Raw genomic sequence first — 14,529 nt, forward strand, 5'->3', positions numbered from 1 at the left:
GGATTCGTACTGCTTTGTCTAGGCTTACTGACGGCGTGGGATTGATTCGGTTATATTGGGCAGTTTTGTGTTGCGGTTGAATGTTGATCAAGGGCTGAGCAAGATGGCCAACGGCACACTGAGTGATTCACTTTGGGATAGTTATGCGTTTTATTCACACCTCCGACTGGCATTTAGGCCAAACCTTGCATCATTTTGAGCGTCGATTTGAGCATCAATGCTTTTTGGATTGGTTGCTGGCGACCTTGGTGACTGAGCAAGCGCAAACTTTACTGATTTCGGGCGATGTTTTTGATAACGCCAATCCGTCAGCGGCAGCGCAAAAGCAGTTTTATCAATTTTTGCAGCAAGCCAAGTCGCGCGTTCCGGCGCTCAATATTGTCATTATCGCTGGCAATCATGATTCACCCGGGCGACTTGAAATGCCTGCGCCGTTTTTAGCCGAGATGGATGCCAGCGTGATTGGCTTTGTGCCGCGCGATGCGGATGGGCAAATCGACGTCAGCCGTTTAGTGATACCACTGCAAAACGCGCAAGGCGTGGCCGCTTGGTGTTTGGCGATTCCATTTTTACGCCCGGGGGATGTGCCGCGCGTTGCCGATTTAGCCGAAGGGCTTGACCCGTATACCGCCGGCATCACTGCGCTATATCAACAGACTTTGGCGTATGCGCTCAGCAAGCGGCAAGCGGGTCAGCCGATTATTGCCTTGGGGCATTGCCATATGGTGGGCGGTGAGGTTTCGCAAGATTCGGAACGGCCGATTGTGATTGGTGGCAGCGAAGCGCTATCGGCAAAAATGTTTGACGCCAATATCGCCTACGCCGCTTTGGGGCATTTGCATTTGGCGCAGTTGGTGGGGCAGCAAGCGCATATTCGCTATTGCGGTAGCCCGATTCCACTGTCGTTTGCCGAGGTAGCTTATCCGCATCAAGTGCTGCGCTTTGATACCGAGGGCGAAGCGGTGGTGGATATCACGCCTTTATTGGTGCCGCGCGCAGTCGATTTATTGCGCATCCCCAAAAAAGCCGCGCCAATGGCTGAGGTGTTGGCGGCTTTAGCGGCGCTGGAATTACCGGCTGATTTAGCGCCAGAGCAATTTCCGTTTTTAGAGGTGCGAATTGCGCTGGATCAGCCTGAGCCGGGTTTACGCGCGCAAATTGAAGCGGCCATTGAAGGCAAACCGGTGAGACTGGCCAAAATAGAAACCCGCTTTGCCGCCAAAAATAGCACGGCGCTTGAAGATGAAACCTTGCCAGAATTAGCGCAATTGCAGCCCGATGCCATTTTTAATCGCCTCTATCGCAGCAAATACTTGGCGGATGCGCCGCCCGAATTGATGGCGGCGTTGGCTGAATTAATGCTCAATGCAGGGGCGGATGAACAATGAAAATATTAGCAATACGCGGTAAAAACCTCGCCTCTTTAGCCGGTGAATTTGACGTTGATTTTGAGCAAGAGCCACTTAAATCCGCCGGTTTATTTGCTATTAGCGGCCCCACTGGCGCGGGCAAAAGCACCTTGCTCGACGCGCTGTGTATGGCGCTCTTTGAGAGCACACCGCGTTTACTCAAAGCCGGTAGCGGCAAAACGCTGCCCGATGGCACGGATTTAATCACCCATCAAGACGCCGCCAATTTGCTGCGCCGTGGCTGTGCTGATGGTTATGCCGAAGTGGATTTTGTCGGCAACGATGGCGCGAGTTATCGCGCGCGCTGGAGCGTGCGCCGGGCGCGCGGTAGTATTAAAGGCAGCCTGCAAGCCAGTACGATGACACTGCTGCAATTGCCGCACATGCAGCCCATTGGCGGCAAAAAAAATGAAGTTAAAGCCGAAATTATCCAGCGCATTGGTTTGAACTTTGAGCAATTCACCCGCGCGGTGTTGCTGGCGCAAAATGAGTTTTCGAGTTTTTTAAAAGCCGATGATAACGAGCGCGGCGAGCTACTGGAAACCCTAACCGGCAGCACCATTTATAGCCAGCTCTCGCAAGGCGCTTTTGCCCGCGCTAAAGCTGAGTTGCAAGCGCTGCAGCGGATTAACGATAGACTCGCCGATCAAAAACCATTGAGCGCTGAAGCGCGTAGTGAGCTCGATGTGGCGGCGACTACCGCCGCTCAAGCTTTAAGCACACTGGATACCACGGCGCAGTCATTGAATCACGCGCTGCGCTGGTACACCGAAGCCGACAAACTCGCCCTTGGCGTGAACGCCGCGCAAGTTGCGGTGGATGAACAAAACACCGCTCACAGCGCAGCGGCCTTACGCCGCGAAACGCTGCAGCAGCTCGATTTGGTGCAAGCAGCCCGCCCTTTATTGCTTGATGTGGATCGCATTGCCGCAAGTTTGGCGCAAACCAGCGCGGCTATCGCGGCAGGGCAGCAGCAATTGAGTACGGCCAATCAGGCCAGTGAAACGGCCAATGCCGCTTTGGCGCAAGCGCAAAGCCAACAACTGGCGGCCGAACAAGCGCAAATCGCAGCGGCACCACAACTGGATGCCGCCAAAAAGCTCGATACCAGCATCGACATTCGCCAATCCGCGCAAGTGTCATTGCAAAGTACGGTGGCGCAAGCCAATCAAGCCGCGCAGCAAGCATTGGCGCAGCACGAACAAAAACAAACCGCGCTTGATAATGGGTATAGCCAGCTAGCCAATGCTGAACAATGGCTGCATGCGCATACCCAGTATCAAGATCTGGCACAGAACTGGGCAGCATCTGCGGTGCAACTGCAACAAGCCGCAGCGGCGCGCACCGCCGCTCAAGCTGCCGCCAGCCAATGTGCCCAATTAACGCAAGCGCACAGCACGCAAACGGCGCAGCTCAGCGCCGCTAACGCGCAATTGGCAACGGCGCAAATTGCGCTGCAGCAGGCCGAGCAGCAGCGGCAAGCGGCCATTACCCAGCAGGAACAAATCGACATTGGCAGCTTGCCGGTGCAAAAAGCGCAATGGACGCAGCGGCGCGATGATTTAGCCAGCGCCCAGCAACTGGTGCAGCGCATTAGTGAATACACGGCGCAGCTGGATAAATTGCTGCATCAGCAAGCCATGCAGCAAGCGGCGCAGGCGCAAACCGAGCAAAACTGGGCAGCGCTAACGCAGCAGCAACCGCTGATTGCCGCTACTTTGGCGCAAGCCGAGCGCTCGCTTAAATTGGCCGAAGCGGCGTGTAACAGCAACGTTGAGTCGCTACGCGATGCGCTGCAAGAGGATGCGCCTTGTCCTGTTTGCGGCGCGCTTGATCATCCTTACGTTAGTGCTAACCCGCAGTTGCAAGCGATGCTGACCAGCTTGCAAGCCGAAGTCGCCACGCAGCGGCAGCAGCAACAACAGCAATTGAGCTTACACAGCCAATTGAGCGCCGAGCTCGCCAGCATCCAGCGCGCTTTGGCCGAAATCCGCCCCGAAATCACTCGCCTTACCACCGCGCGCGATACGCTGCTTTTGCAATGGCAAGCGCACCCTTTGCAGGCCGAAATCAGCCCGATTGCTGCGACTGAGCTGCCCGCATGGTTTGCCGAGCAACACACCGCATTGCAAACGCAAGCGAATGCCATGGCCGAGCAAGAAGCCGCGTGGCAACACGCGCAACAGGCCAAAGACGCAGCGCAAGCAGCGCTAGAGCAAGCCCGCCAAGTAGAGCAAAGCCAGAAAGACGCGGTGCAACAATGCCAAAGCGCATTGCAGCAGATCACTACGCAACGGGCTGCCGCGCAAATCGCCGAGCAAGAGCATGCCGCGCGTTGCGCCGCCAGCTTGGCGCAATTGGCTCCGGCTTTGCAGTTTGACGCCGATTGGCAAAGCCGCTGGCAGGCCGATCCGCTTGCCGAGCAAGCCTACTGGCAACAGCAAGCAGCGCAGTGGTTGGCGCAGCACACCGCGCACGCCAGTGGCTTGCAAAGCACTGCCTTATTGGCGCAAACGGTGGCTGGACTACTCGCCGCCGCGCAACAAGCCAGCGCCGAGCAGCAGCGCTTGCAAGCGCAATTGAATACCGAGCAAGCTGCGTTAAGCGCGTTGCAGGCTGAAAGGCAGGCGCTGTTTGCCGGGCACAGCGTAGCGAGCGTTGAAGCGCAACTGGCGCAAGCCTTGCTCAGCGCGAAAGAGCAGCAAAGCCAAGCCCAGCTCGCTGCACAATCGGCTGCGCAGCAAGTCGTTCGTGAGCAAACCGCGTTAGCGCAAGCTCAAGCGCAATTGAGCCAATGGCAACAGCAAGCGCATAGCGCACAGCAGCAACTCGATCAATGGCTAGCCGAGCAGGGGATTGAGCTGGCTGTGCTGCGGCAACGTTTGTCGTTGGATGCCGCAGGCTTGGCCAGCGAGCGAGCTGCGCTATTGGCGCTCGATACAGCGCTATTACACGCGCAAACCGTATTGCAAGAGCGCCGTCTGCAACAGCAGCAACACCAAGCGCAACCGCCCGAGTTCGTCAATATTGAGGACGCCGCAGCGCTGGCGCAATTGCAAGCGCAGGCTGCAGACATCAGCCGCGAGCAAGCCGCCGCGCAGGCGAAAGTTGCCACCTTACAATTACAACTCGCCCAAGACGACGCCCGCCGCAGTGCCGCCGCCGATCTGCTGCTAGAAATCTCCGCGCAAGAGACCATCCAGCGCCGCTGGGCGCAACTGGGGGATTTAATTGGCTCAAGCGACGGTAAAAAATTCCGCAATTACGCCCAGCAATACACGCTCGATGTGCTGCTCGGGTATAGCAATCGGCATTTGCAGCAACTCTCACGTCGTTATCGTTTGCAAAGGATTAACGACACGCTGGCGCTAATGGTGATCGATCAAGACATGGGCGACGAAGCGCGCTCGGTGCATTCGCTCTCGGGCGGCGAGTCATTCTTGGTGTCGTTGGCGCTGGCGCTAGGCTTAGCATCGCTGTCATCGCAGCGCGTGCGCGTTGAATCGCTCTTTATCGACGAAGGCTTTGGCAGCCTCGACGCCGATACCCTCAGCATCGCCATGGACGCGCTGGATGGCCTGCAAGCGCTAGGCCGAAAAGTCGGCGTGATCTCGCACGTGCAAGAAATGACCGAACGCATCGCCAGCAAAATCAGCGTCCAAAAAACCGCCGGCGGCCGAAGCGTGATTAGCGTGATGGAAGGGCGTTGATGGTGGGGTATGGGTTGCAGGGCTTTGAACATTATGATCTGCAATAAAATACACCACTGTATGGTGTAACAACTTAAAGATGTTGATCGATCTTTGGTGTCGACTGTAAGTAAATATTTTGATTTTTGTTTCCGTCGTGTAAGATGGTAAGTAATTTTATTAAGTTTGGCAAACACTATGGGTTGCGCTGAAGAAGTATTTGAAATTCATTATTATCTTGAAGATTATTCTCATGCCATGAATGCTGGGGTACGAAATAAGTGTGAGGCGGAATTACTCGTAATTTTTCAAGAGGTGTGCTCATCTTTAGGGTTTGATGTTTCTGTTGAAACAACAGCCTATTCAGAAGGTGGTTTAAGGGAATGTTGGCAGTTCCTCAGTCGTGAAGCAGTTCCAATTGGAGTGATTCTCGCGATACTTAGCTCTTTAATTTCAATTGCGACAACAGTTTTGTCACGAATCCCCATTTCAGATGTAGACAAAGAAGCCAGAGAAAAAGAAATACAAGAACTTACAATTGTAGAAAAAAAGTTAGCTGTTGAAGAAAAGAGGTTGATTCTAAAGAAACTAAGTAAAGAGATCGAGGAAGGAAAAGTTCAGAAAGAAACGATAGCTAAGACAGCAAAAGCTATAGAAAAAAACCATAAAATTCAAACTAGGAAATCAAATTTTTTTAAATCACTGAATAGTTATAACAAAGTAACAGCAGTTGGATTTACTACGCTGAATAAAAATAAATCACCGCTTGAAGAAGAAGTTTTTATAGCTAGGTCTGAATTTAGTAAATTTGTATTAATAAATAATGAGCTACCTGCGGAGGTGGTTGAAGGGGCTATTATAGAAATAGTTGCGCCAGTATTAAGGGAAGGTAATTACAAGTGGAAAGGGATTTTTAAAGGAAAACCAATAAGCTTTTGGATGTCTGATCCTGAGTACAAAGATCAAGTTTTGAATCGTTTGGTTAGTTTTCAGCGAGGAAATTCAATAGAGTGTGTGCTTCATATCAATAAAAAAGTAACTGATATCGGAGAGTTAGAAATTTCTGGTTATTCAGTTAAAAATGTACTTGGGTTTTTTAACGAAACAGGGTTTGTAGAGACGCCTCTGGGAAAAAAATATCGGACAGGTAAAAAATTTGAGAAAAGTCAGCTTACTTTGTTTGATAAAGGTACCGATGTAGATACATAGCAGTTAATTAGTAAGTTATTGTTTCTATAAAATGCGAGTTAGCAAGTAGGGCGTAATCGCCGAAGGCATTACGCCGCGTAATCTTAATCAAGCACACATCGCTCACCACCATCTAAATCCCTAAGCTAATTGGCGTATTGCCGCTGCGCGTCGAATACACCCTAAGTAGGTATTTAATTGCAGACTTTTATTATCAAAGCCTTGCTAGTTATACCCCAACATTACAATTCTCCCTATTAGCACATCGCCCGATGAATCGCCCTTGGCGGTGCTGCGTTGATCGCGTTGTTTGGTCATCAGTAACAGCGTGCTGAGCGGCATCCATACCGTGCTGGCGGGTATGGGGGGCGTACTGGCCTGAACGATATCGTTCAGGCGATCAGCCGCCACACAATTTCTGAGTGCGTGTATTTTGGCCGCCGCCCACCAGCCAAGCTGATGCGGTTAAACCAGCCGGAACCCCTTGTTGAATCAGCCCAGTTCAAACAGCACATCGCTGCGGATAATATATTTCACGCCACGGGTGATGGGCTGGGAGCTGTGAATACAATGCATGGGGTGCATGCCATGTGGAAAACACAGAATGCTGCCGGCCGGAGTGCGGATATCCACTTCTTTAACCGGATCGCCGCGCCGTGCAGGCTGCTGTGGATTGTCGGCGTTGACTAAGAACCGGGTGGCTCCGCCATCAAAGTCTTCGCTCAGAAAAATCAGAAAAGTCATCTGGCTAAAACGATCCGGATAGGCATTGGCCACTAGCTGCTGATTAATCACCCGGCTGCCCGGCCATGCGCCATCTGAATGCGGCTTAAAATAATCGGCCTGCTGATAACGATAAAAGCGAAAACGCGCGTTAATTCCCAGCGCCGCATTGCCATTAAACAGCCCGGCAGGGTCCCCCATTAAATGGGCAATCCGCTGCCAGATTAGGCCATCGGTTTGCTCATCGACAATCCAGGTCAGGCTGTCGTTATGCCGAATATGCCGTGGCAAAGACACCGCGGCATCGGGCAAAAACCCCAGCATTTCGCTGATATCAATCAGCCGCTGGCACTCCTCGCTGGATAAAACATTCAAAAGCTGAAAAGCCCCCGGCACCTGATCCAGCTCCCGCCGACTAACCCGCCCCGGGGCTGCGGCGCTCAGCGCGGCTGGATTGGCCTGCATCCCCGCCCATGCCGGTAAGGAGGGGTTTTCTGCGCCGGCTTCATAGGCGGCGACAAAGAAATGCTCTTTATTTAATACGGTTTTCATCGCAGTCCTACTCCATTGGATGATAGTTAGCGGCTGATTACGCGAACTTGCGCAAACTGACGATGGCCAGCGGCTGAGCCATGAAAGCCAAAACCACTTTGCTTAGCCCCCACCCAAGGCGCGCCTCCGGGGCCACCCACTCCTTGGTTAATCCCCACCATGCCGGCTTCCATCTGCTCTGCGACCACATGGGCGCCTGCTCCGCCAAAGACCACGGCGCCCAGACCATAGGGGCTGTGATTTGCCCGCCAGATTGCCTGATCAATCTCGTCAAAATGAGCGATCGCCACCACCGGCCCAAAGGTTTCTTCCTGCTCTAATTGCATCTCTATAGTCAGCCCCGTGACCACCGTCGGCTCAATAAAGGGCAGCGCGTAATCATCTCGGCCCAGTAAAAAGCGCGCGCCTTTTGATCGGGCATCTTGTAATTGCAGCAATACCTGTTGATGCTGTCGGGGGTTGGCCAATGGGCCAATATTGACGCGGGGCTGGTTCCACGGCCCGGTTTTATACTGGCTGGCATAGGCCACTACTTTGTCTTCAAAGGCTTGGGCAATGCGGGAGTCAACATACACCCGCTCGGTGGAGGTGCACATCTGACCGGCATTTTCAAACGAGCTGGCCACCGCAAAGCGCGCTGCGGCATCCAGATCGGCATCGGCCATGACAATCATCGGATCATTGCCGCCCAGCTCCATCACCAGCCGTTTTAAGCCGGAAGCGGCATGGGCCATAATGTGTTTGCCAGCCTGCAGCGAGCCGGTAAAGGCCACCATGCGGATATCCGCTGCGACCAGCGCCTTGCCGGTTTGCTCATCCCCGTGGGCAATTTGTAAAACACCAGCCGGCAGCACCTGATTCAAAGCGTTGACAAAGGCATCGGCCACCAGCGGGGTTTCTTCTGAGGGTTTCAGAATCACGCTATTGCCCGCCATCAAAGCCGGAATCAGCAGATTATTGGCCATCGCCAGCGGATAGTTCCACGGTGAAATCACCGCCACCACGCCTAAAGGCCGGTATTGAATCTCGCCATGCGAGCCCAGCGATTCTGGCGCCAGCGCAGCGGCCACTTCACCGGCAAAATAAGCCCCGCTTTGGATGGTGCCACCGGCTTCATAACCCGCACGGCGGATATCTTTGCCCATTTCACGGCTGATCAGCGTGGCCAGCTGATCTTGCAGTGGCACCAGCTGATCAAAGGCCTGCGTCAGTATTTGCTGACGAGCCGCCAGCGACAGCGCCGCCCAAGCGGGTTGCGCCTGCCAGGCTTGCTGCACTAATTGGGCAATTTCTGCAGCACTGGTAATGGCAACATCGCCAATGGCTTCGCGAGAAAAGGCATCATAAGACGTTAATTTTGGCATCTTTGGCTTTATAAAAGAGAAGCCTCCGTGGTCATGACATAAAGCCATGCCAAAGAGGCTGTGGAAGAGATGAAAAATAGGCGCTACTGGTAGCGCCAGGCCGGTCAGGCCAGTAAAGCCATCAGAGCATGCGCTGCTGGCTCGGATGAAGCCGGGTTTTGTCCGGTAATCAATAAACCGTCGGTCACCACATAGGGTGCCCAGTCAGCTAGCTTGGAATAATTGCCGCCGTTTGCTTTCAGCATATCTTCCACTAAAAATGGCACTACTTGGGTCAAACCAACCGCGTCTTCTTCGGTATTGGTAAAGCCTGTTACGTTTTTACCCGCCACAACGGATGTGCCGTCGGCCAATTTTGGATGACGCAATACGCCGGGCGCGTGACATACCGCTGCCACGGGTTTGCCGCTGTTCAGCATGGTTTCGATCAGTGCAATCGAATGGGGATCTTCAGCCAGATCCCACAACGGGCCATGGCCGCCCGGATAAAACACCGCATCAAAATCAGCAGCCACTACGTCGGCCAATTTTGCAGTATTGGCCAGAATGCTCAGCGCAGCAGGATCAGCCTTAAAGCGCACTGTTGCCTCGGTCTGGGCAGAAGGATCATCACTCTTAGGATCCAGCGGTGGCTGGCCACCTAAAGGAGACGCTAGCGTCATTTCTACGCCAGCGTCTTTAAATGCATAGTAAGGCGCAGCGAGTTCTTCCAGCCAGAAACCGGTTTTTTCGCCGGTATTGCCCAGTTGGTCGTGAGAGGTAAGCACAATTAATAGTTTCATCATCAATCCTGATCAGTAGAGATAAAGCACCGAATCCCTGCATGGCTAAAACGGCGGCATTGGCATAAAGGGCATTGGAATAAGGGTAAAGATACAAAAAACATCATTACACCGCTGAGGTGGCCAAATTGTAGCAAATAGACCAGTCGTCTATTTTTTTAGATAGCATTCTTTTCTCGGCCACTCATCCCTGTAAAGGTCTGCGGATCACTGCCAAAACGAGCTAGCTGCATTTTGCTGCAATTTGCTGTAAAAGGCCTGCTGCGTTTTCTTGATGAAGTGGACTATATTGCAAAGTAGACCAGTCGTCTATAAATTTATTATTTATTCAATTTTACGGCTTTACCAGCCTGTTCCACGCGGTACGGCTTAGGGCCGCCGCAGGCAATACGCTGCGTACCGCAGTCATGCAATCAAGCACACATCGCACAGCATCATGCTGAGTCCCTAAGCCCATTGGCGTATTGCCGCTGCGCGCCGAATACACCCTACCTAGGTATTTAATTGCAGACTTTTATTTTCATAGTCTTGCTAGTCATACCCCTACATTACAACTCCCCCTATTACTACATTGCTCAATGGCTCGCCCTTGGCGGTGCTGTGTTGATGCGCTGTTTGCTCATCAGTCCGCGCTGCGCTGCGTTGGACTTGGGTATGATGCTGGGTAGCGACTCGGCGAGGTTTGGCTTGCTGCGTTGGCGGGTGATTTGGAGACGATGATGGAAAAATTTGCTGAGATTCAAGCCCGCGCGATGGCGCGCAAAGGTGGGGCGCAGGCTTTGCAGGATTTATTGCCCAAGGTGGCGAGCGAGGCGCAGTTTTTGGCGCTGCCAGATGATAGGGTGTTGGCGATGATGTGCCGCACGATTAACCAAGCGGGTTTTAATTGGGCGGTGATCAATAACAAATGGCCGCAGTTTGAGGCAGCTTTTTTGGGTTTTGATGTCGATCGTTTGGCGATGTTGTCTGCCGAGCAGTGGGAGGCGTATTGCAATGATCCCCGCGTGGTGCGGCATTGGCCGCGGATTAAGGCCTTGATGGAGAATGTCAGCTTTGTGCGGGCGTATAGCCATGAATACGGCAGTTTTGCGCGGTTTTTAAATACTTTTCCAGCGTCGAGGCAGATCGACTTGATGGCGGTGTTAAAAAAACGCGGCAGCCGCTTGGGGGGTAATACTGGGCAATGGTTTTTGCGTTATGTCGGCAAAGATGGCTTTGTATTAAGCCAAGATGTGGTGCTGGCGTTGCAGCAGGCGGGTTTGGATATTCCGCCTCAGCCGAGCTCAAAGCGCGATTTGGAGCGGATTCAGCTGGCGTTTAATACTTGGGCGGATGAAACCGGTTTGAGTTACACCCATCTGGGCAAGATTGCGGCTTATTCGGTGGGTAATAATTACGCGCCGCAGCAGATCGATCACAGCGTGAGTAAGTTTAATGCGATGATCGATTGAGTGGCGACAGCGGCTTGGCCGCTTGCCGCGTTGAGGCTGTTGATTGAAGGATGAAAGCGAATGAAAAAATACCAACGCTTAGGTGCATGCCTATTGCTGGCGAGCTTAGTGGCTTGCTCTTTTGGGCAACAAGATCGTTGTCTTGATCAAGGTGGCGCTGCGGCAGGCAATCAATGCCAATATGCTGGCGCGCCCGTTGTGAGTAGCACCGTCAACAGCACATCGCAAGCGAGTGCCGTGCAAGCGGCTTCGATGGTGAAGGTCTTGGGTGGCGATCGGGATGCACACGGCTGTATTGCTTCGGCTGGGTATCAATGGTCGGCGATGTTGGGTGAATGTATTCGCCTGTTTGAGCGCGGTATTCGCTTTGAGCGTTATGACGCCAAGGCGAGCGAGCCGCAGTCTATTTTTGTGGTGTTGTCTGCTGATCGGCAGCAAGCCGAAATCTTTTTTGCTACGAGTGATAAGCCAGCAATCCTGAGCGCTCAAAAGGTACTTGAGGGCGATATCATGCCAACCTTGTATCAAAACAAGACTGAAGGACTGAGTATTTTGCGCGCCAAAGATCAGTTTTATATTCGTTACCAAGGCCAGCTCATTTATACCGCCAATAGCTTAAATCCTGCTCGCTAGTGCTAATTGCTTGGCGTTAGTGGTTTTGGTTTGCTTAGCGGAGTTGCTGCGTTTTGTCAGTAGTTCGGCTTTTTTTCTTACCTTAAATCAATGGTTTGTTTACTCCTTATTGGTGATTGGCTTTCTGTAGGCAAAAAATAGTAAATTGTTGTGGTTTATTTCAAATTGATGCCGTTTTTACCGCTAAACTGTCGACCCCTTTCGAATTTAAGGCGGCGGTATGCTGCGCTTGAGGGGGTGTCACTTTGAGAGAGGAATGGAATGAATCATTTGCTGCGCTATATAAAGCATGGAAGTTTAGTGGGTCAGATTATGCTGGGTCTGGTGGCAGGTATTTTGCTGAGTTTGATTGCGCCCGATGCAGCAAAATCGGTGGGTTTGCTGGGTAATTTATTTATTAGTGCGCTCAAAGCAGTAGCGCCGATTTTGGTGTTTGTTTTGGTGGCAGCGTCGATTGCCAATCATAAACAAGGCCAGCCTACGCATATTCGACCGATTTTAGTGCTGTATTTATTGGGTACGTTTTCGGCGGCTTTGGTTGCGGTGATGATGAGTTTTGCTTTTCCGACGGCGCTCACCTTGGTGGCGCAAACCGGTAAATTAGCACCACCCGGCGGCATTGGTGAAGTCATCAAAAGCTTGATGTTTAATGTGGTGGACAATCCAATTAATGCGCTATTACAAGCCAATTTTATTGGCATTTTGGCGTGGGCCATTGCGCTGGGGATTGCGCTTAGACATGCCTCTGACAGCACTAAATTAGTGGTGCATGATTTAAGCTATGGCATTACGTTTATTGTGCGGTTGATTATTCGTTTTGCGCCTTTGGGCATTTTTGGCTTGGTTGCCGCCACGTTGGCCGAAACCGGTTTGAGTACGCTTTGGAGCTATGCACAGCTGTTGGCGGTGCTATTGGGCAGTATGTTGCTGGTGGCTTTGGTGCTCAATCCTTTGATTGTGTTTTGGAAAACCCGCAAAAATCCATTCCCATTGGTGTTTACTTGCTTACGCGAAAGCGGGATTACGGCGTTTTTTACCCGCAGTTCAGCCGCGAATATTCCAGTGAATATGGCCTTGTGTGAAAAGCTGGGCCTGCATGAAGACACATACTCGGTATCGATTCCTTTAGGCGCGACCATCAATATGGCCGGTGCGGCGATTACGATTACGGTACTCACTTTGGCAGCGGTAAATACACTGGGTATTGCGGTGGATGTGCCAACGGCCTTGTTATTGAGCTTGGTGGCGGCGATTTGTGCGTGTGGCGCTTCGGGTGTGGCTGGCGGTTCGCTGTTATTGATTCCATTGGCGTGTAGCTTGTTTGGGATTTCGAACGATGTGGCGATGCAAGTGGTCGCGGTCGGTTTTATTATTGGCGTATTGCAAGATTCGGCGGAAACGGCGTTAAATTCGTCAACCGACGTCTTGTTCACCGCTGCGGCGTGTCAGGCAGAAGAAAATAATAAATAATTTGATTTGAAGATTTGCTGCAGCAGTGATGCTGCTGGTGATTTAAGGGTATATCGATGTGGTGCTTTATCCATAAGCGCTGCGTTGATATACCCTTTTTTATTATGGCTAAGATCGATTGCGCATCAAAATCATGTTGGCTGGCCAAGCTGCAAATGCGCTAGCACCCATGCCGCATCGTCTAGCGGTAAATCATGCCCTGCGCTGGGGTGGATATAGAGCGGGATTTGCCAGCGCTGTGCTAGCGTTTGGCTGCATTGTGCGCTCACCAGCTGATCGCACTGGCTGGCTAGCAATTGCAGAGGAACAGCGGGGCAATTAAGGCGGCTGCGATAGCGCAGGGCAGCCAATAATTGCCGCAAAATATTGCTGCGGCGAATCGGATATTGCTGTTGATACGCGATCCACTGCGGCAAGAGCTCAGCTTGGGATTGATTACTAGTGAGTTGCAAAATGATTTGTTCTTGTTGCGCGGCAGAGCTGAAAAGCAGACGCAGCAGTTGCGGATAATTGCGTGGCCTTAGGCGTTGGTAAAACGGATTAAACGGGCGCAGGCTGGTGTTAATGAGCGTCGCGCTGGCCAATTCATTGGGCGCTTGCTGCGCCCAGGCAATGGCCACCATCGCGCCCAGCGAGAGCGCCAGCACATGGTAGGGCGCGTGATGCCCTTGCGCGGCCAATGTTTGCCGTAGGTATTGCACCATGTCCTCGATGCGGTTTGGGCTGATTTGCATATTGAGCTGACCATTGCCCGGCCAGTCGAGCACGATGATGCGATCTTGCGGATATTGCTGCTGCAATTGCTGCGCAAAATCCCCCCAATGCCGTATTTCGCGCATCAAGCCACGGAGTAAAACCCAGTTTCTCATGGCCTATCCTGCCGATACCATTGCTCGATGGCGGCGTGTTGGCAATCCATGCGCTGGATTGATTGCGGCAACCAACTGCGGTAATCGTGTGTGGCGCGAATCAGAAATTCAAGTAACGGTAAATGGCGACGCAATACGCGGCGTTGGCGATGCGCGACCAAGGGGTTAAAGAAACCGGCGATAGAAAAAAACTGCCGTGGGTTTTTTTTAATCCACAGCCAAGAGCCTAGTTCGAGCGTGAGCGGTAAAAAAATACGCGCATGAGGGGATTGGTTGGCGCTTTGTAATGCAGGAACTGGGGTGAGGGTGTGTAATAAATAATCCCACACATCGCCATGCGTACAGTACTGCCGCGCTTGCGGCTCAATCACATAGGGGTGGTGCGGATAGCACTGGTTT

At 52.4% G+C, this 14,529-nt stretch carries 11 protein-coding genes; 6 read left to right on the top strand and 5 right to left on the bottom strand.

What is annotated here, in order from left to right:
* The first annotated feature begins 143 nt into the window (after positions 1–143).
* The 3 genes from Q0V82_RS14790 to Q0V82_RS14800 all read left to right on the top strand — a co-directional run bounded on the left by Q0V82_RS14790 (position 144) and on the right by Q0V82_RS14800 (position 6,307).
* Positions 144–1,388, top strand: a complete 1,245-nt coding sequence (locus Q0V82_RS14790) for an exonuclease SbcCD subunit D C-terminal domain-containing protein (protein WP_297576933.1) — start codon at positions 144–146, stop codon at positions 1,386–1,388.
* Positions 1,385–5,119, top strand: coding sequence for an AAA family ATPase (locus Q0V82_RS14795; RefSeq protein WP_297576934.1), 3,735 nt, complete (start codon positions 1,385–1,387; stop codon positions 5,117–5,119). The genes Q0V82_RS14790 and Q0V82_RS14795 overlap by 4 nt, the downstream gene beginning before the upstream one ends.
* Positions 5,120–5,296: 177 nt before the next feature.
* The gene (locus Q0V82_RS14800; protein ID WP_297576935.1) at positions 5,297–6,307 is read left to right on the top strand and encodes a hypothetical protein; all 1,011 of its coding nucleotides are present in this window, start codon (positions 5,297–5,299) and stop codon (positions 6,305–6,307) included.
* Between the two features lie 471 nt (positions 6,308–6,778).
* Here Q0V82_RS14800 and Q0V82_RS14805 read toward each other — a convergent pair whose 3' ends face one another.
* The 3 genes from Q0V82_RS14805 to Q0V82_RS14815 form a co-directional block, all read right to left on the bottom strand.
* Complete coding sequence (locus Q0V82_RS14805; RefSeq protein WP_297576936.1) at positions 6,779–7,561, bottom strand: 2OG-Fe(II) oxygenase; 783 nt, start codon at positions 7,559–7,561, stop codon at positions 6,779–6,781.
* 26 nt (positions 7,562–7,587) lie between these two features.
* Positions 7,588–8,925 (bottom strand): aldehyde dehydrogenase, encoded by a 1,338-nt coding sequence (locus Q0V82_RS14810; RefSeq protein ID WP_297576937.1) that lies wholly within the window; start codon positions 8,923–8,925, stop codon positions 7,588–7,590.
* A 104-nt stretch (positions 8,926–9,029) separates the two neighbouring features.
* Positions 9,030–9,707 (bottom strand): type 1 glutamine amidotransferase domain-containing protein, encoded by a 678-nt coding sequence (locus Q0V82_RS14815; protein ID WP_297576938.1) that lies wholly within the window; start codon positions 9,705–9,707, stop codon positions 9,030–9,032.
* Positions 9,708–10,423: 716 nt separating this feature from the next.
* Between Q0V82_RS14815 and Q0V82_RS14820 the strand changes: the two genes are divergently transcribed.
* The 3 genes from Q0V82_RS14820 (at position 10,424) to sstT (ending at position 13,261) form a co-directional block, all read left to right on the top strand.
* Positions 10,424–11,158, top strand: a complete 735-nt coding sequence (locus Q0V82_RS14820) for a DNA-3-methyladenine glycosylase I (protein ID WP_297576939.1) — start codon at positions 10,424–10,426, stop codon at positions 11,156–11,158.
* A gap of 60 nt (positions 11,159–11,218) precedes the next feature.
* Entirely contained in the window at positions 11,219–11,791 is a 573-nt protein-coding gene (locus Q0V82_RS14825; RefSeq protein WP_297576940.1) for a hypothetical protein, read from the top strand.
* A gap of 261 nt (positions 11,792–12,052) precedes the next feature.
* Positions 12,053–13,261, top strand: coding sequence for a serine/threonine transporter SstT (sstT, locus tag Q0V82_RS14830; RefSeq protein WP_297576941.1), 1,209 nt, complete (start codon positions 12,053–12,055; stop codon positions 13,259–13,261).
* Positions 13,262–13,392: 131 nt separating this feature from the next.
* Here sstT and Q0V82_RS14835 read toward each other — a convergent pair whose 3' ends face one another.
* Positions 13,393–14,130 carry an alpha/beta fold hydrolase gene (locus tag Q0V82_RS14835; protein WP_297576942.1) on the bottom strand — a complete coding sequence of 246 codons (738 nt, stop codon included), beginning with the start codon at positions 14,128–14,130 and terminating at the stop codon, positions 13,393–13,395.
* The coding region (locus Q0V82_RS14840; protein ID WP_374758554.1) for a hypothetical protein at positions 14,127–14,529 on the bottom strand (403 nt) is incomplete at its 5' end. The genes Q0V82_RS14835 and Q0V82_RS14840, both read right to left, overlap by 4 nt.

This window comes from uncultured Deefgea sp., from assembly GCF_947072475.1.
Taxonomy (GTDB): Bacteria; Pseudomonadota; Gammaproteobacteria; order Burkholderiales; family Chitinibacteraceae; genus Deefgea.